At 62.9% G+C, this 17,001-nt stretch carries 15 protein-coding genes; 13 read left to right on the top strand and 2 right to left on the bottom strand.

Annotated elements, in window-relative coordinates:
• Positions 1 to 152 precede the first annotated feature (152 nt).
• Together ACIOMR_RS18065 and ACIOMR_RS18060 are read left to right on the top strand one after the other, a co-directional pair.
• Positions 153 to 1,760, top strand: coding sequence for a glycosyltransferase family 39 protein (locus tag ACIOMR_RS18065; RefSeq protein ID WP_401195576.1), 1,608 nt, complete (start codon positions 153 to 155; stop codon positions 1,758 to 1,760).
• Positions 1,761 to 1,835: 75 nt separating this feature from the next.
• Positions 1,836 to 2,081, top strand: coding sequence for a DUF2789 domain-containing protein (locus tag ACIOMR_RS18060; protein ID WP_177009324.1), 246 nt, complete (start codon positions 1,836 to 1,838; stop codon positions 2,079 to 2,081).
• 4 nt (positions 2,082 to 2,085) lie between these two features.
• On the opposite strand, the gene ACIOMR_RS18055 is transcribed toward ACIOMR_RS18060, so the two are convergent.
• Together ACIOMR_RS18055 and ACIOMR_RS18050 are read right to left on the bottom strand one after the other, a co-directional pair.
• Positions 2,086 to 2,256: a type II toxin-antitoxin system RelE/ParE family toxin gene (locus tag ACIOMR_RS18055; protein ID WP_401195609.1), complete on the bottom strand. Its 171-nt coding sequence runs from the start codon at positions 2,254 to 2,256 to the stop codon at positions 2,086 to 2,088.
• Between the two features lie 118 nt (positions 2,257 to 2,374).
• Complete coding sequence (locus ACIOMR_RS18050; RefSeq protein ID WP_003218199.1) at positions 2,375 to 2,653, bottom strand: hypothetical protein; 279 nt, start codon at positions 2,651 to 2,653, stop codon at positions 2,375 to 2,377.
• Between the two features lie 260 nt (positions 2,654 to 2,913).
• On the opposite strand from ACIOMR_RS18050, the gene ACIOMR_RS18045 reads away from it, so the two are divergent.
• The 11 genes from ACIOMR_RS18045 (at position 2,914) to pgaD (ending at position 16,903) form a co-directional block, all read left to right on the top strand.
• Positions 2,914 to 3,345, top strand: coding sequence for a MarR family winged helix-turn-helix transcriptional regulator (locus tag ACIOMR_RS18045; protein WP_008433651.1), 432 nt, complete (start codon positions 2,914 to 2,916; stop codon positions 3,343 to 3,345).
• Positions 3,342 to 5,420 (top strand): FUSC family protein, encoded by a 2,079-nt coding sequence (locus tag ACIOMR_RS18040; protein ID WP_177081705.1) that lies wholly within the window; start codon positions 3,342 to 3,344, stop codon positions 5,418 to 5,420. Before ACIOMR_RS18045 ends, ACIOMR_RS18040 begins: the two co-directional genes overlap by 4 nt.
• On the top strand, positions 5,417 to 5,626 hold the full coding sequence (locus tag ACIOMR_RS18035; RefSeq protein ID WP_003218193.1) for a DUF1656 domain-containing protein: 210 nt from the start codon (positions 5,417 to 5,419) through the stop codon (positions 5,624 to 5,626). Before ACIOMR_RS18040 ends, ACIOMR_RS18035 begins: the two co-directional genes overlap by 4 nt.
• Positions 5,623 to 6,513, top strand: a complete 891-nt coding sequence (locus tag ACIOMR_RS18030; RefSeq protein ID WP_003218191.1) for an efflux RND transporter periplasmic adaptor subunit — start codon at positions 5,623 to 5,625, stop codon at positions 6,511 to 6,513. Before ACIOMR_RS18035 ends, ACIOMR_RS18030 begins: the two co-directional genes overlap by 4 nt.
• The gene (locus tag ACIOMR_RS18025; RefSeq protein WP_008433656.1) at positions 6,510 to 7,952 is read left to right on the top strand and encodes an efflux transporter outer membrane subunit; all 1,443 of its coding nucleotides are present in this window, start codon (positions 6,510 to 6,512) and stop codon (positions 7,950 to 7,952) included. The genes ACIOMR_RS18030 and ACIOMR_RS18025 overlap by 4 nt, the downstream gene beginning before the upstream one ends.
• A gap of 81 nt (positions 7,953 to 8,033) precedes the next feature.
• Complete coding sequence (locus ACIOMR_RS18020; protein WP_003218188.1) at positions 8,034 to 8,666, top strand: hypothetical protein; 633 nt, start codon at positions 8,034 to 8,036, stop codon at positions 8,664 to 8,666.
• A gap of 266 nt (positions 8,667 to 8,932) precedes the next feature.
• Positions 8,933 to 10,429, top strand: coding sequence for a YdgA family protein (locus ACIOMR_RS18015; RefSeq protein ID WP_023659325.1), 1,497 nt, complete (start codon positions 8,933 to 8,935; stop codon positions 10,427 to 10,429).
• Positions 10,430 to 10,610: 181 nt separating this feature from the next.
• Positions 10,611 to 13,064, top strand: a complete 2,454-nt coding sequence (pgaA, locus tag ACIOMR_RS18010; RefSeq protein WP_177022636.1) for a poly-beta-1,6 N-acetyl-D-glucosamine export porin PgaA — start codon at positions 10,611 to 10,613, stop codon at positions 13,062 to 13,064.
• Positions 13,065 to 13,076: 12 nt separating this feature from the next.
• Positions 13,077 to 15,074: a poly-beta-1,6-N-acetyl-D-glucosamine N-deacetylase PgaB gene (gene pgaB / locus ACIOMR_RS18005; RefSeq protein ID WP_401195567.1), complete on the top strand. Its 1,998-nt coding sequence runs from the start codon at positions 13,077 to 13,079 to the stop codon at positions 15,072 to 15,074.
• Positions 15,075 to 15,077: 3 nt separating this feature from the next.
• Positions 15,078 to 16,424, top strand: coding sequence for a poly-beta-1,6-N-acetyl-D-glucosamine synthase (gene pgaC, locus ACIOMR_RS18000; RefSeq protein WP_401195564.1), 1,347 nt, complete (start codon positions 15,078 to 15,080; stop codon positions 16,422 to 16,424).
• A complete protein-coding gene (pgaD, locus tag ACIOMR_RS17995; protein WP_003218178.1) occupies positions 16,421 to 16,903 on the top strand; it encodes a poly-beta-1,6-N-acetyl-D-glucosamine biosynthesis protein PgaD in 483 nt (160 codons plus the stop codon). Before pgaC ends, pgaD begins: the two co-directional genes overlap by 4 nt.
• Positions 16,904 to 17,001 lie beyond the last annotated feature (98 nt).

Raw genomic sequence — 17,001 nt, 5'->3', positions numbered from 1 at the left:
GCGTCGGAGACGTCCTGCGCAAAATTCAGATTTGTCCGATTGGCGGATGGTTGGTCAAATCCATGCAAAACAGCGGGCGAATCAAGGCCTTTTGACCTAGAGTGGCGGGTGTTCGCGCAAGCGCAGGTTCACTAGTGGGTGAGGAAGTAGAGGTGCGACGCTCTGTGGCGGAACAAGACAACAAGGCCGGGGCATTGCCCGTGCTCAATCCTGGCCTTTGGGAGAATGCCGGCTGGCTGGCTCGGTTGTGGTGGGTACCGCTGGTGGCGTTGGCCATGGCCGTGCGTTTCTATGGCCTGACCGCCTCCGCCATCTGGGGCGATGAAGGTTCAAGCCTGCTGCTCGCCGAGTATTCCCTGGAAGACCTGTGGTTTCACGCCGCACATGACGTTCATCCGCCGCTGTATTTCTTCATGCTGCGCGGCTGGATCGAGGTGTTCGGCGACAGCATTTTCTCCCTGCGCAGCATGAGTGCGATCCCCGGTGTGGTCGCAGTCGGCCTGGGAATCTGGCTGACACGACTGATCGCGACCCGTCGCGCGGCGGTGCTGGCCGGGATTCTGTTGGCGTTGCTGCCCACGGCAGTGCGCTACAGCCAGGAAGTGCGGATGTATTCGCTGCTGGGCGTGTGGCTGCTGGCCGCCACCCTGGCCTTGGTGTATTGGGTCCGCCAGCCTGAGCGCAAGCGCTATCTGGTGGCCTATGCGCTGTTGATGACGGCAGCCTTCTACACCCACTATTTCACCGCGTTGTGCGTGCTGGTGCATTGGTCATGGCTGCTGTTGCTGCGCCAGCCACGGGCCGGCGGCCTGCGCCTGCTCACGCGTGCGGGCTGGTGGGTGGCCAACGTTGCCATTGTGTTGCTGTACTTGCCCTGGCTCCCGAATCTGCTGGGCCTGGTGCAGCACACCGAAGAACTCAAGGTGGGCGGTGATATTGGCTGGGAAGACCCGGTCAACCTGTATTCCGTGCCGTCGATGGTGTGGCAGTTCCTCATTCAGGACCCGGGCGACCACTTGTGGCGACCGCTCTTTGTGGTGTTTCCGTTATTGCTGATGGCGCTGGTCGGTGTGACTGCCTGGCGCGATCAAAGCCGCTTTCGCTTTGGCTGGCTGCTGGGGCTTTTTTTCATGCTGCCGGTGCTGCTGGTCTATGGGGTTTCGTTTATTTCCCCGGTGTTTATCGAGCGTTATCTCACCGCCTACGCGATGAGTTTGCCGATCATCGTGGCGTTGGCCGTCGACCGTCTGTCGCCGCGCCTGCCGCTCGCAGCGGCGGCAGTCTTCGTGTTGTTTGTCGGGGTCGAGCTGGTGGGCGTGAAAACCAACTCCACCGTCGATGAGCATGATCAATTCAACGTGGTGGTGGAGTTCGTCAATCGCAACTACCAGGAAGATGACCGCATCGTCATCAGCGACATGCTGTGGTACCTGCCCTACGTCTATTACGACGAGACCGACGCCCAGTTGCAGCTTTTCACACCGCCGACCGCCGCCGGCAAGTCCACCCGGCCTAATGCCTATGGTTTTGGCACCCTGGTGGACCAGGATGGCGGGCGCATCTACCTTGATCGCTTGTCGGCGTTACCCGCCGAGATCCAGCGTGTATGGCTGATCAGCGCCGCGGAGCCGCCGGATGAGTTTGCCCCGTTGCCGGCCGGATGGCGTCAGCTCAGCCAGCAGGACGGCGGCGGCGCGCGGGCCCGGCTGTTCGTGCTGTGTAACGCGCCAGCGGGCGTGCACCGTGAGGGCTGTGATTAATCTGCGCAACACCTGAGAGGTTTATGTTCGCCTGGGGGGCTAGACTCAGGTGAACCTTCTCTCCAGGAACGCCTCATGGAATCCCCAGTCCACAACTTGCCATCGTTGTTCAAACAGCTCGGTTTGCCCGATGACCCGGTCAGCATTGAGCGGTTCATCGCGGTCCACTCCCCACTCAAACCCGAACTGCACCTGGCGGATGCTTTTTTCTGGACGCCGGCTCAGCGGGCGTTTTTGCGTGAAGAGATTCTGGAGGACGCGGATTGGGCGGAGGTGGTGGATGAGTTGAATTTGCGGTTGAGAGAGGGGCGAGGAGTCTAGGCCGTCAAGAGGCGGTTGCTTTCTCTGGTGGCCATTGGCGAGCGGTGTGCACAAGCGCCACGACCCTTACTACGTCGGGCTCAAGTTGGTAAACAAGGCGGTAGCTTGGATGAGGAATGACTTCGCGTGTGCCTGTGATCCTGCCGAGTGGGCCGATTTCTGGGTGTTTTGCCAGCCCAGCACTGCACTGCTGAAGCGTCGATCCATATCGGCTGCGGCTTGTGGGTTTTTCTCAAATAAAAAGTCCCAGATATCCCTACGGTCCTGCGCCGCTTCCGGCGTCCAGGCAACCCTCATTCCTGATTATCTACGTGAGCACGTTTCGCAGAAAACTCAGCTTCCAAATCCTCATTGGAAATCTCTCTGCCTGCCTGTATCGAGGCGCGAGAGGCGTCTACTTTACGCTGCAAGAACGCGTCGTACTCCCGTGATTCCTGCTGGGCCTGGACAAACTGACGCATCATATCTCGCACGATTTGCGATGCAGGACGGTGGGTAGCCTCGCACTCGGCCATGAATTGGTCGCGTAGTTCCGACTCAAGCTTCAAGGTGAAAACGGCTAGTTTTGACATAAGTGAATGCTCTAGATTGGTATGTACGAAGTATATACAACGTGCATACCTGACGACGCATGTGAGCTGAGTGAGGCGATTGACGGTTGCTGACAGCAAACCACCTTTCCCCAAACCAGCTTTACTTAGCCCACGGGCCATCCACCCATCCGCAAATTTGTATCAAAACTTGACTGCATTGGATCCATCGACCATATTGATAGTTAGCAAACTAACTGTATGCGAATAATCCAGTGTCCCAGACCCTCGAACAACTCCAGATGAACATCAGCAGCAGCATGGTGGTAGGTGCCAGGACCTGGCGCAAAATCTGCCAGACCACGCTCGTCAGCTATGGCATCTCCGAAGCCTGCGCCGTGCCGCTGCTGATGATCGGCCGCCTCGGCGACGGTGTGCATCAGGTCAAGGTGGCCCAGGCCGCCGGGATGGAAAGCCCGTCCCTGGTGCGCCTGTTGGATCAGCTGTGCAGTTCCGGCTATGTGTGCCGCACCGAAGACATCCACGACCGCCGCGCCAAGGCCTTGAGCCTCACCGCGCGTGGCCGCGAGCTGGTGCAGGCAGTGGAACAGCAACTGGTGCGCCTGCGTCGCGAGGTGCTGGCGACAATCGACCCCGATGACCTGGAAGCTGCTTTGCGTGTACTGCGGGCCTTCGAAGGTGCCAATCAACATCCCATGGTTGTGAGTTCTTGAACGGATTTTTTACCGGCATGCCGCCGGCCAAGGATTGGTTCTATGGCGTAAGGACATTCGCCGCTTCAATGATCGCGTTGTACATCGCCATGCTGATGCAAATGCCGCGTCCGTATTGGGCGATGGCCACGGTGTATATCGTGTCCAGCCCGTTTGTCGGCCCTACCAGCTCCAAGGCGCTGTACCGGGCGGTCGGTACCTTCATGGGGGCGGCCGCAGCGGTGTTTTTTGTGCCGATGTTTGTGCAGACGCCTTACTTGCTGGTGGTGGTGATCGCGCTGTGGACCGGGATTCTGCTGTTCCTGTCCCTGCACCTGCGCACCGCCAACAGCTATGCGCTGATGCTGGCCGGCTACACCTTGCCGCTGATCGCCCTGCCGGTGGTGGATAACCCGCTGGCGGTGTGGGATGTGGCCGAAGCGCGGACCGAAGAGATCTTCCTCGGCATCGCCGTGGCGGCGGTGGTGGGGGCGATGTTCTGGCCGCGACGCCTGGCGCCGGTGTTCGATGACTCGGTGAGCAAGTGGTTTGCCGACGCCCAGGTCTACAGCCAGCGCTTTCTCAGCCGCAATGTGCAACCCGAGGAAATCAGCACCCTGCGCGGCGGCATGGTCGCTACCTTCAACACCCTGGAATTGATGATCGGCCAACTGCCCCACGAGGGCTCCCGGCCGCAAACGGTGCGCAATACAAAGGAGCTGCGCGGGCGGATGATCCACCTGCTGCCGGTGATCGACGCACTGGACGACGCCGTGTACGCCCTGGAACACCGCGCCCCGGAGTTGCTCGAGCGCTTCACGCCGCTGCTGACCGCCGCCAACGAGTGGCTGGTCAGCACGCAAAAGGATGCGCCCCTCGAACGCTGGCGTGTCCTGCGCGACCAGATCGAAGCCCTGCAACCCGATGCCGACGCCCTGGATGACCGCCATCAGTTGCTGTTCTCCAACGCCCTGTATCGCCTGGGAGAGTGGGTGGATCTGTGGCAAGACTGCCGCAGCCTGCAAGCCGCCATCCAGTGCGAAAGCCAGGACAGCTGGCGCGCAGTTTACCGCCACTGGCGCCTGGGCCGGCTGACGCCATTCCTCGACCGTGGCCTGATGTTCTACTCGGCGTTTTCCACCGTCACCGCGATCATCGTCGCCTCGGTGTTGTGGATCCTGCTGGGCTGGACCGACGGTGGCAGCGCGGTGATCCTCGCGGCGGTGGCCTGCAGCTTCTTCGCCTCCATGGACGACCCGGCGCCGCAGATCTACCGGTTCTTTTTCTGGACGGCGATGTCGGTGCTGTTCGCCAGCCTCTACCTGTTTCTGGTGCTGCCCAACCTGCATGATTTCCCGATGCTGGTGCTGGCGTTTTCGGTGCCCTTTATCTGCATCGGCACGCTGACGGTACAGCCGCGCTTCTACCTCGGCATGCTGCTGACGCTGGTCAACACCTCGTCGTTCATCAGCATCCAGGGTGCCTACGACGCGGACTTCCTGGCCTTCGCCAACTCCAACCTGGCGGGCCCGGTAGGCCTGTTGTTCGCCTTTGTCTGGACCCTGATTGCCCGGCCGTTCGGCGCCGAGCTTGCGGCCAAGCGCCTGACCCGTTTCAGCTGGCGCGACATCGTCACCCTGACCGAGCCTGCGACCCTGGCCGAACACCGCAAGATGGGCGTGCAAATGCTCGACCGCCTGATGCAACACCTGCCGCGCCTGGCCATGACCGGCCAGGACACCGGCATCGCCCTGCGGGAAGTGCGGGTGGCGCTGAACCTGCTGGACCTGCTGGCGTACTCGCCGCGCATCCTCGGGGTGCCGCGGGTGTTGTTGAACCAGGTGGTGGAAGGCGTCGGCGGTTACTTCAAGGCCTGCCTCAAGGCCGGTGAACGTCTGCCGGCCCCCAGCGGTCTGCTGATGACCCTCGACCGTACCCGCCGCGCCCTCAACGGCCAGGGCCTGCAAGGCGAGGACGAAACCCGCCTGCATTTGTTGCACGCCCTCAGCGGCTTGCGCCTGGCGCTGTTGCCCGGCGTGGAATTTCTTGGCGGCACAGAGATGGAAGCGCCGTTACCCGATGGAGCGCCTTTATGATCGGTGATCTGGATATCAGCGGGGTGTTCCTGCCCACGTTGCTGGTGCTGATGGGCATTACGTATGTGTTGTACCTGGTGGTGCACGGGCTGTTGACCCGCGTCCACTTCTATCGCCTGGTCTGGCACCGGGCATTGTTCAATGTGGGTCTCTACGCTCTGTTGCTGGGCGCAGTGGATTCACTCAGTCGATACCTCATGACATGAAAAAACCTTTTTTGACCATTGGCCGTGTAGTCCTGACGTTACTGGTGGTGACCTTCGCCTGCGTCGTGGTGTGGCGCATGGTGATGTACTACATGTTCGCGCCGTGGACCCGTGACGGCCACATCCGTGCCGACATCGTGCAGATCGCCCCGGACGTGTCCGGGTTGATCCAGCAAGTGGACGTGCGCGACAACCAGTTGGTGGTGCGCGGCCAGGTGCTGTTCTCCGTCGACCAGGATCGCTTCAAGCTGGCCCTGCGCCAGGCCCAGGCCGCCGTGGCCGACCGTCAGGAAACCCTGGCCCAGGCCGTGCGTGAGAACAAGCGTAACCGTGGCCTCGGCAACCTGGTGGCCAGCGAGCAACTGGAAGAAAGCCAGTCCCGCGTCGCCCGTGCCCAATCGGCCCTGGCCGAGTCGCAAGTGGCGGTGGATGCCGCGCAACTCAACCTGGACCGCTCGGTGATCCGCAGCCCCGTGGACGGCTACATCAACGACCGTGCGCCGCGTAACCAGGAGTTCGTGACCGCCGGGCGTCCGGTGTTGTCGGTGGTGGACAGCAACTCGTTCCACATCGACGGCTACTTTGAAGAGACCAAGCTCGACGGCATTCACGTCGGCCAGAGCGTCGACATCCGCGTGATCGGCGACAACGCTCGCCTGCGCGGGCATGTGCAGAGCATCGTCGCCGGTATCGAAGACCGTGACCGCACCAGCGGCTCCAACCTGCTGCCCAACGTCAACCCGGCGTTCAGCTGGGTGCGCCTGGCCCAGCGGATTCCGGTGCGCATTGCGTTTGACGATGTGCCGGCGGACTTCCGCATGATTGCCGGGCGCACCGCCACCGTGTCGATCATCGACGACCAACCCAAGTCGGAGAACAAGCCATGAAACGGCTTTTAGCAACCGCCGGGCTGGGGTTGTTGCTGTCGGCCTGCCAAGTGGTGGGGCCCGATTACAAGCTGCCGGACAAGGCGGCCGTGAACCGCGGTGACCTTCAGGGCCAGTTGGCCGGGGAGGGCAGCAATGTGGTGTCGGCGCCGGTGCCGGCGGACTGGTGGAAGCTCTACCAGGACCCGCGCCTGGATAAGCTGGTGGAGCAGGCCATGGCCTCCAACACCGACCTGCGGGTGGCTGCGGCCAACTTGCAGCGCTCGCGCTATCAGGTGCAGCAAGCCGAATCGGCCGGCGGCTGGAGTGCCGGCGCCAAGGCCGAAGCCCAGCGCCTGCAAGAATCGGGTGAGGCCTATTTGCTGACGGAAAAAGTCCCGGTGGCGAATATCGGCAGCGCCAGTATCAGCACCTCCTATCAATTCGATTTGTTCGGCACCTTGCAGCGCGGCATTGAAAGCTCCCAGGCCACTGCCGATGCGGCCCAGGCGGCGTCCGATATCGCCCGTATCACGCTGGTGGCGGACGTGGTGCGCTCCTACACCCAAGTGTGTGCGGCCAACGAAGAGCTGGCGATCGCCAACGAGTCCCTCGACCTGCAAGCCCAGAGCACGCACCTGACCCAGCGCCTGCGGGATGCCGGGCGCGGTGATGAAACCCAGGTCACCCGTTCGCAAACCCAATACAAATCCTTGCGCGCCGAAATGCCGCGCTATGAAGCACTGCGCCAGGCCGGGCTGTTCCGCCTGTCGATGTTGCTGGCCAGGCCGCTGGATCAACTGCCGGCCGGCACTGCCCAATGCGCCGAGCTGCCGCACATCGCGCAGTTGTTGCCGGTGGGCGATGGCGCCACGCTGCTCAAGCGCCGCCCTGACGTGCGCCAGGCCGAACGCCAACTGGCGGCGGCCACCGCGCGCATCGGTGTGGCCACCGGCGCGCTGTACCCGGACATCAGCATCGGCGCCACCGTGGGTACCGTCGGCATCCTGGATGACCTCGGCACCCCGGCCACCAACCGTTGGGGCTTTGGCCCGCTGATCAGCTGGACGCTGCCGACCAACGGCGCCCGCGCCCGCATCCACGAAGCCGAAGCCGCGACCCAGGGCGCCCTGGCGCACTTCGACGGGGTGGTGCTCAACGCTATCCGTGAAACCCAGACCGGCCTCGCGCAATACACCGCGCAACTGCAACGCCGCGATGCCCTGGCGGATGCCGGCGCGTCGGCCAAAGAGGCGGCGGAGCAGACGCACCGGTTCTTCCAGGCCGGCCGCGCGTCGTTCCTGGCTGACCTGCAAGCCACTCGCACCTACACCGACGTGCGGGCGCAATTGGCGGCGGCGAACACCCAGGTTGCCATGAGCCAGATCGATTTGTTCCTGGCCCTGGGCGGCGGCTGGGAAAGTGGACGAACGCAAGCCACACAAGCCAGCAAACCCTGAGCTGATTGCTATGCTTTGACAGGCGGACTTACGTGATGGTCCGCTGGTCACTGCTCGCGTTTGCTCATGGGGATTCCAATAATGAAAAACCCTTATGCTCCCGCTTTCTGGTGCGTGTTCTTCGCACTGGTGTTGCTATCGGCGACTTACTTCTACGGCATCATGCTGGCCCATCAAATCGACAAGGCCATGGTGTTCCTCGACAGCGCCAGCGCGCTGATCGCGGTGCTGTCCATCGGCGTGGTGGCCTGGGCCTCCTACCAGGGCCAGCGAATCAAGCGAAGACTGCTCGAACAAGGCAAGACCCGCGTGGCGATCTGGGACACCAAGGTTGCCCTGCGCCGGGTCGAGACGGTGTTCGACCGCTACTTCTGGGGCAGCTACTGGCAGCCGGGGCGCACCTTCCAGGAAGTCATGGGCGAACTGACCGGCACACCGCTGGAAAAAAGCCTCGAAGCCCTGAAAAAACAATGTGTGATGCTTGATCGGCAAGTCGCCGACGGACGGCATTGGCTGAATAACGCCCGGGAATTATCCGACGTGGCCACTGCGATGGCGCGGGAGCGTTACCAGCTGGATTTTTATGATCCCAAGTCGGATACGCCGGGCAATGCGGTGATTCACCGTGAGTTTGAGGTGCTGGTGTATACGTGGACGGCACGGCTGAAGAGCTTTGACCATCAACTCGATGAGATCGAAACCGAGTATTCCTGAAATCTGTGGTGTCTGTACTGACGCCTTCGCGAGCAAGCCCGCTCCCACATTCGATCGAGTTCCATCTTTGGAATGCAGTCGAATGTGGGAGCGGGCTTGCTCGCGAAGGCACTTTACCGTTCAGCGCTGAAGTCTGCGCCTATTGAAAAATTGGGCTGCATACGCCAGCCAATGCTAATCTTCCCCGGATTTCGGCGGGCTTGAGCCGACACCCTTCGGGGTTCAGGGAAGACAGCCCACTTCACAGGATTTGATCAGGTCACTACATGAATAAGCCAGCAGTCGTTCTCTTGGGTATCGTCGTCGCCATTGGTGCAATCAGCGCAGGCGGTGCCTGGTACACCGGCAAGCAACTGGAGCCGGTGCTGCAAACCGCCATCCAGGACGCCAACAAGGAACTGCAGACCTCCATGGCCGGTGTCGACGGCACTGTGACCCTCGAACTGGTCTCCCTCGACCGTCAGCTGTTCAGCAGCACCGCCCACTATCGCCTCAAGGCCCAGGGCGCGGTGTTCGGCGAAAATCATCAGGACACCGAACTGCTGTTCGTCGACCATATCGAACACGGCCCGCTGCCGTTCTCGCGCCTGGTGTCGCTGAAGTGGCTGCCGGTCATGGCCACCAGTCACTACGAACTCGAGAAAAACCCCACCACCGAAAAATGGTTCGCTGCCAGCAAGGACGTGTCGCCCCTCAAAGGCGTGGCCAACATCGGTTATGACCGCTCGGTGACCGGCAACGTTGAACTGCTGCCCCTGGAACTCAAGGACGACAAGTCGGCCGTGAGCTTCTCCGGCGCCAACCTCGACTTCGACTCCACCGCCGAAGGCAAGAAGGTCAAGGCCAGCGGCTACATGGACAGCCTCAAGGTCTCGGTCATCGATGCCAACAACGCCAAGCTGGATGCGGAGCTGAGCGGCCTGACCATCGCCAGCAACCTGGAAAAAACCACCTTCGGTTTCTACACCGGGCAAAACACCGTCGAGCTGACCAACACCAAGGTCACCTTCGGCCCGCAGCAAGCAGTGCTGACTCTCAAGAACTTTGAGCAGAAAGACAGCAGCGAAACCAAGGACAACAACCTGGCCGGCCGCGTCGACTACAAGATCGACGAGATCGGTTACCAGGGCAAGCCCGTGGGTTCGGCGGCCATGGCCGTCAGCATGAAGAACGTCGACATCCCGTCGATGCTGGTACTGACCAAGCTCTACCAGGAAAAAGTACAGCCGGCCCAGGCCGCTGCCGCTGCTGGCCAGCCCGTGCCTGAGTTGCAACTGACCGAAGCCGAGCAGACCCTGGCCCAGGCCAACGTCGACCAACTGCTGGCTGCCAAGCCGCAAGTGGCGGTAGAAAACCTGTCGCTGAAAACCACCAATGGCGAGAGCCGCTTCAACCTGGTGGCGGACTTCGCCAAGCCGTCGAGCATGGACCTGCCGCCGGTTGAACTGGGCAAGCAAATCGTTGCGCTGCTGGACGCCAACCTGACCCTGTCCAAGCCGATGATCCAGGACGTTGCCGGCCTGCAGGCGCAGATCGGTGGTGTGACCGACCCGAAAGCCATCGAGCAGCAATCCCAGATGGCCAGCGAGATGATCAGCGGCATGGCCGTGGGTACTCAACTGGCGACCCTGGTGGGTACCGATATCGTGTCCAAGCTGCACTACGCCAACAATGAAGTGACCTTCAACGGCCAGAAAATGACCGTCGAGCAATTCATTGGTTTTGTGCTGGGCAAGTTCGGCGCGGTCAGCGGCGCTCAATAAGATTCGGCTCAAAGTGATGTAGGCCAATTCTGAACAATTGTTCTGAATTGGCCTTTTTTGTACCCCCCTCAAGGATATTGCGCCCCGGGAAAGCTTGGCCGCGTCATCAGATGCCGGCCGCCTGGAGTGTCGTGCAGGTGAACTTATCGCTACAGCTTTCCCTGGTGAGGAAGCTGACGACATGTCGCGTAATATTCATCCGTTTATCCGCCTGGCCCTGTGCAGCCAACTGCTCTGGCCCGTCGTGGCATCGGCCGATGCGGCCTATGATTCGCTGATCAACCAGGCCCGCAGTGGCAACTATGGTCCGGCCCTCAACCTGTTGCGCCAAATGCCCGCCGAGCGCCAGACGCCGGGGCAGGTCAGCGATCACCTGTTGATTGCCAGCTGGGCGCGCCAGGACGCCGAGGTGCTGACGGTCTACGAGGCCCAGGGCCGCTCACGCACCCTCACCACCCAGGCGCTGGCCACCGTCGCCCGCACCTATCGCAACCAGCAGCGTTGGGAACCGGCGATTGCCGTGTATCGCCAGGCGTTGCTGCGCGAGCCGAATAACCCGGACCTGCAACTCGGCCTGGCCCTGACCCAGGCGGACGCCGGCCAGACCGCTGAAGCGGTGCAGCGCACCCGCGCCCTGGTGGCCGCCAAGCCCGACGACGCCGACCGCCGCATGGCCCTGGGTTACGCACTGACCCGTGCCGGTTCTACCTATGACGCGCTGTTCGAATTCGACCAGGCGTTCATGCGTGCCGGCAACAAACCTGAAGTCGCCCGCGAATACATCGTCGCCCTGCAACGTGCGCGCCTGCCGGAACCGGCCCTGCGCCTCGCTGCCCGGCGCCCTGGCCTGTTGGACCCGGTCACCCAACGCCGCCTCGAAGGCGACCTGGCCGCCGAGCGCGTGCGCATGGCCGAGTTCGCGACCCGCAGTGAAAAAGAGCGCTACGTCATCGCCGACCGTGCCCTCAAGGATTACGACCAACTGCTCACCACCTGGACACCGGATGCCAACGCCCATGACGACGTGGTGCGCTGGCGCATCGACCGTCTGGGCGCGCTGAAAGCCCGGGCGCGCACCGCCGAGGTGATCCGCGACTACGAAGTGCTGAAGGGCGAAGGCGTGCAACTGCCGACCTACGCCCTGCGCTGGGTCGCTGCCGCCTACCTCGACCAGCGCCAGCCGGAAAAGGCCGCGCCGCTGTATCGCCAGGCCCTGGCGGCAAGCGATGCGGACGCCGGCGATCACGTCGAAGACAGCACCGCGCTGTTCTACGCCCTGCTCGAAAACGATCAAGTGGTGGAAGCTCGCGAAGTCGCCGACAACCTGGCGAGCACCCAGAAACCCCGGGTCGAGCTCAAGGGCTTGCCCATCGGCAACCCCAACGACGCCTGGATGGACGCCCAACAATTGGCCGCCCAGGCCGGCACCTATGGCGCCGACCTGCCCGCCAGCGAAAAAGGCCTGGAAGCCCTGGTGCAACAGGCCCCGGGCAATATCGGCCTGCGCCTGGCCCAGGCCGATATGTACCGTGCCCGCGACTGGCCACGGCGCGCCGAAAACACCCTCAAGGAAACCGAAGCCCAGGCCCCGCGCGACATCGGCCTGGAGGTTTCCCAAGGCCACACTGCCCTCGATCTGCAGGAATGGCGTCAGCTCGATGCACTCACCGATGACGTGGTCGACCGCGCCCCGGACAACCGCCAGGTACAGCGCCTCAGCCGCCTGCGGGATGTGCACGACATGGCCGAATTGCGCGTCGAGGCCTACACCGGCAAAAGCAACGGCGGCGGCGATAACGGCGCGGGCGCGGTGTCCGGCAGCCGCGATTTCGGCATCGAAACCTTGCTCTACAGCCCGCCCATCGATGAAGACTGGCGCGTGTTTGGCGGGGCCGGCTACGCCACCGCCGATTTCGAAGAGGGCACCGGCCAACACCGTTGGCAGCGCCTCGGTGTAGAGCGGCGCACCCGCGACATGACCCTCGAAGCCGAGGTCTCCAACCACTCCTACGGCTTTGGCGACAAGCAGGGCGCACGCATCGCGATTGCCCGCGACATCAATGACCAATGGCAGTACGGCGGCAGTCTCGATTACCTCTCCGCGAGCACCCCGCTGCGGGCACTGAATGCCGACATTACTGCCAACGGCGGCAGCGGGTTTATCCGCTGGCGCGCCAACGAAAGCCGCGAATGGAAACTGGCCCTGAGCCCGTCCCACTTCAGCGACGGCAACAACCGCCTTGAAGCGCTGCTCACCGGTCGCCAGGGCGTGTACAGCTCGCCGGGGGTGCAAGTCGACCTGGGCCTGGAAGTCGGCACCAGCCGCAACACCAAGGAAGACACGCCGTACTTCAACCCGCGCTCGGACTTCAGCGTGCTGCCCACGGCCACCGTCAACCACGTGCTCTACCACCGCTACGAAACCCAGTGGAGCCAGCAGTTCCAGGTGGGGGCGGGCACCTACAGCCAGCGCGACTACGGTACCGGCGGCGTTGCACTGGTGGGCTACGGCCAGCGGTTTCGCTGGAACGACGTGCTCGAAACCGGCGCCAACCTCAGCTGGATCAGCCGACCTTATGACGGTGAGCGCGAAAGCGACCTGCGCCTGATCGTCGACCTCACCTACCGCTTCTAGAAGAGTCCGATCATGCCCGTCTTGTCCCGTTGCCTGTTGGCCCTGGGGTTAATGCTGAGCAGCGCTTGCGCCCAGCAACCCGCACCTTTCACCCCACCCGCCGAGCGGCTCAAGCCTGCCAGCGAAGCGGCGTGGCCGAAGAACCATTTCCTCGGTATCGCCTACCACGACATCGAGGACCGCGACCCCGATCAGGCCGTCGTGGCCGTGCGCACCGAACGTTTGATCGAGCAGTTGGCGTGGCTGCGGGAAAACGGCTACCAGCCCGTCACCGTCGACCAGATCTTGGCGGCCCGCAACGGTGGCCCGGAGTTGCCGGCGAAGGCGATCATGCTCAGCTTCGATGACGGCTACGCGAGCTTCTACACCCGTGTGATGCCGATCCTGCGCAGCTACAACTGGCACGCGCTGCTGGCGCCGGTGGGTTCGTGGGTGGATACGCCGCTGAACCAGCCGGTGGATTTCGCCGGCACACCACGCCCGCGTTCGGACTTCCTGACCTGGCAGCAGGTGCGCGAAATCGCCCAGTCCGGCCTGGTGGAAATCGCCGCGCACACCGACGCCAATCACAAGGGCGTGCTGGCCAACCCACAGGGCAACCTGCAACCGGCCGCCACCACCCGACGCTTTGACCCGGCGACCCATCGCTACGAAACCGAAGCCCAGTTCCAGGCGCGGATGCGCACCGACGTGACGGCGATCTCCAACAAGATCCGCGCCGTCACCGGCAAGGCGCCGCGCGTGTGGGTGTGGCCTTACGGCGCTGCCGATGGCACCTCGCTGGCGGTGGTGGGCGAGCAGGGTTACCAGATGGCCCTGACCCTGGAAGACGGTCTCGACAGCCTCGGCAACCTGATGAGCAGCCCGCGCTTCCTGGTGGCCTCCGACCCGGACGGCGAACACTACGCCAACGCCATCGTCGCGACCCAGACTGAAGCCCCGCTGCGGGTGCTGCATGTGGACCTGGACAACGTCTACGACCCGGACCCGGAACAGCAGGTGCGCAACCTCGACAAACTGATCCAGCGCGTGGTCGACATGGGTGCCAGCACCGTGTTCCTGCAGGCTTTCGCCGACCCCAAGGGCGATGGCCTGGTGCGTTCGCTGTACTTCCCCAACCGCCATTTGCCGGTGCGCGCCGACCTGTTCAACCGCGTCACCTGGCAACTGCGCACCCGGGCCCACGTGAGCGTATTTGCCTGGATGCCGGTGCTCAGTTTCGCCCTCGATTCGAAGCTGCCCCGCGTTACCCGTTGGGACCCGCAAACCGGCAAGGTCGCCATCGACCCGGACCAGTACCAGCGCCTGTCGCCGTTCGATCCGAAAGTGCGGCAGGTCATCGGTGAGATCTACGAAGACCTGGCGCGCACCAGTGCCATCGACGGCGTGCTGTTCCACGACGACGCGGTGCTGTCGGACTTCGAAGACGCCAGCCCGCTGGCGCTCAAGGCCTACGCCGCCAATGGCCTGCCGGACACCATCGAAGCCCTGCGCGCCGACCCTGCGGTGATGCAGCGCTGGACGCGTTTCAAGAGCCGCTACCTGATCGACTTCACCCATGAGCTGACGGCCAAGGTCCGCACGCTGCGCGGCCCGCAGGTGCAGACCGCACGCAATATCTTCGCCGAACCGATGCTCAACCCGGGCAGCGAAGCCTGGTTCGCGCAGAACCTTGACGACTTCCTCACCAGCTACGACTGGACTGCGCCGATGGCCATGCCGCTGATGGAAGGCCAGGACCTCAAGGGCTCCAACGCCTGGCTGGAAAAACTCGTGGCCACCGTCAAGGCCCGCCCCGGCGCGCTGCAACGCACAGTCTTCGAGTTGCAAGCCAAGGACTGGCGTACCTCGGCCGCCCCCGATCTGGACGGTGCACAAATGGCCGAGTGGATGGGCGTGCTCAAGCGTCAGGGCGTGACCAGTTTTGGCTACTACCCCGACAACTTCCTGGAGAATTCGCCGGATCTGAAAACCGTGCGTCCGGCCCTTTCCAACCAGTGGAATCCTTGACTCATGTTCGACAGAATCCTCGCGCTTATCGTGTTGTCGCTGGTATTGGGTGTGCCCCTGGGCCTGATCTTTCTGGTCACCGGGCAGTTCCTGATGGACTTCGTCTTCTTCTATCCACTGTTCATGTCCGGCTTGTGGATCGCCGGCGGCCTGTACTTCTGGCTGCACTGGGAGCGCCACTGGCCGTGGGCGGATGACACCCCCGCGCCGGTACTCGCCGGTGAGCCGCTGATCTCGATCCTGATCCCTTGCTACAACGAAGGCGACAACGCCGCCGAGACCATCGGCGCCGCGTTGGCCCAGCAATACCGCAACATCGAAGTGATCGCGATCAACGATGGCTCCAGCGACAACACCGCCGCCGTGCTCGATGCGTTGGCCCTGAAAGAGCCGCGCCTGCGGGTGCTGCACCTGGCGCAAAACCAGGGCAAGGCCGTGGCCCTGCGCATGGGCGCAGTGGCGGCGCGCAGCGAATACCTGGTGTGCATCGACGGCGATGCGTTGCTCTCGCCGAACACCGCGGCGTACCTGGTGGCGCCGATGCTCGACAACCCGCGCCTGGGGGCGGTCACCGGCAACCCGCGGATTCGCACGCGCTCCACCTTGATCGGCCGGGTGCAGGTGGGCGAGTTCTCTTCGATCATCGGCTTGATCAAGCGCACCCAGCGGGTCTTCGGGCGGATCTTCACCGTCTCCGGCGTGGTGGTGGCGTTTCGGCGGGCGGCCCTGGACCGGGTCGACTACTGGAGCACCGACATGATCACCGAAGACATCGACGTGAGCTGGAAGCTGCAACTGGACCACTGGAGCATCTTCTACGAGCCTCGCGCGCTGTGCTGGATCCTGATGCCGGAAACCTTCGGCGGCCTGTGGAAGCAACGCCTGCGCTGGGCCCAGGGCGGCGCTGAAGTGCTGTTCAAAAATATTCGTGGCATCTGGCAATGGCGCCATCGCTACCTGTGGCCGCTGCTGTTCGAGTACTGCCTGTCCACCGGTTGGGCCTTCACCTTTTTGCTCTCGGTGATTTTCTGGGCCGTGGGCAAAGTGGTGACGCTGCCCGCCGCCATCGCCGTCGACTCGCTGATGCCGCCGGCCTTCACCGGCCTGCTGCTGGCGGTGGTGTGCCTGGTGCAGTTCGCGGTGAGCATCATGATCGACCGGCGCTATGAAAAGGGCCTGTGGAAAACCCTGTTCTGGACCGTCTGGTACCCGCTGGTGTTCTGGTTGGTGAGCCTATTCACCACCCTGGTCAGCTTCCCCAAAGTGCTGTTCCGCCAACACCAGAAACGCGCGCGCTGGGTCAGCCCGGATCGCGGAATCAAAGCCCCCACTACGGATGTGCAGCCATGAATCTGATCCGAACCCAACAGCGCCCGGTGATGTGGGCCATCGACGTATTCCTGACCCTGCTGGCCTGGGCCGGGCTGATTATCCTGCTGGTGCGCGGGCTGGTGCCGATGCTCGACAGCCACGGCGGCCCGCGGATCGATGCGCCGATTTTCGCGGCGCTGGATACCTTGCAGATCTACCTGTGGATTGCCGTGTTCAACGCGGTGGTGCTGATCAGTTGGGCACGCTACCAGCAGCGACGTGGCAAGCACTTTGCCCAGCGGCGCTCGGCGGCCAAGGCCTTGAGCGACCAGCATTTGAGCGACAGCTTCAGCCTGGGGGAAGGTGACCTGGAGCAACTGCGCCGCCCGGGTGTGTTGGTGATTCATAACGACCACGAAGGGGGCGTGCAGGAAGTGACAGCCCATGTGTCCCGGCATGTGGAGCGGCCAGGGTTGAAGTTGGTGGCGGGGCAGGAGCGGACCAAGGAGGTTGGTTAACCGGGATATCGAAAAATGGGATCCAATTCACAAAATAACCGCGAACTTTTCTCATCTTTTGGCTACTAACCAGTCTTGATACCGCATTGATGGCCAAG

The organism is Pseudomonas sp. NPDC087814, assembly GCF_044742865.1.
In the GTDB taxonomy this organism is placed as follows: domain Bacteria; phylum Pseudomonadota; class Gammaproteobacteria; order Pseudomonadales; family Pseudomonadaceae; genus Aquipseudomonas.
This window is presented reverse-complemented; position numbering and strand designations above follow the sequence as displayed.

What these genes read in the sequence shown, in the direction of transcription:
- ACIOMR_RS18060 (WP_177009324.1), top strand. Translation starts at nt 1,836, where the DNA reads ATGGAATCCCCAGTCCACAACTTGCCATCGTTGTTCAAACAGCTCGGT.
- ACIOMR_RS18050 (WP_003218199.1), bottom strand. Translation starts at nt 2,653, where the DNA reads ATGTCAAAACTAGCCGTTTTCACCTTGAAGCTTGAGTCGGAACTACGC.
- ACIOMR_RS18045 (WP_008433651.1), top strand. Translation starts at nt 2,914, where the DNA reads ATGAACATCAGCAGCAGCATGGTGGTAGGTGCCAGGACCTGGCGCAAA.
- ACIOMR_RS18035 (WP_003218193.1), top strand. Translation starts at nt 5,417, where the DNA reads ATGATCGGTGATCTGGATATCAGCGGGGTGTTCCTGCCCACGTTGCTG.
- ACIOMR_RS18030 (WP_003218191.1), top strand. Translation starts at nt 5,623, where the DNA reads ATGAAAAAACCTTTTTTGACCATTGGCCGTGTAGTCCTGACGTTACTG.
- ACIOMR_RS18025 (WP_008433656.1), top strand. Translation starts at nt 6,510, where the DNA reads ATGAAACGGCTTTTAGCAACCGCCGGGCTGGGGTTGTTGCTGTCGGCC.
- ACIOMR_RS18020 (WP_003218188.1), top strand. Translation starts at nt 8,034, where the DNA reads ATGAAAAACCCTTATGCTCCCGCTTTCTGGTGCGTGTTCTTCGCACTG.
- ACIOMR_RS18015 (WP_023659325.1), top strand. Translation starts at nt 8,933, where the DNA reads ATGAATAAGCCAGCAGTCGTTCTCTTGGGTATCGTCGTCGCCATTGGT.
- pgaA (WP_177022636.1), top strand. Translation starts at nt 10,611, where the DNA reads ATGTCGCGTAATATTCATCCGTTTATCCGCCTGGCCCTGTGCAGCCAA.
- pgaB (WP_401195567.1), top strand. Translation starts at nt 13,077, where the DNA reads ATGCCCGTCTTGTCCCGTTGCCTGTTGGCCCTGGGGTTAATGCTGAGC.
- pgaC (WP_401195564.1), top strand. Translation starts at nt 15,078, where the DNA reads ATGTTCGACAGAATCCTCGCGCTTATCGTGTTGTCGCTGGTATTGGGT.
- pgaD (WP_003218178.1), top strand. Translation starts at nt 16,421, where the DNA reads ATGAATCTGATCCGAACCCAACAGCGCCCGGTGATGTGGGCCATCGAC.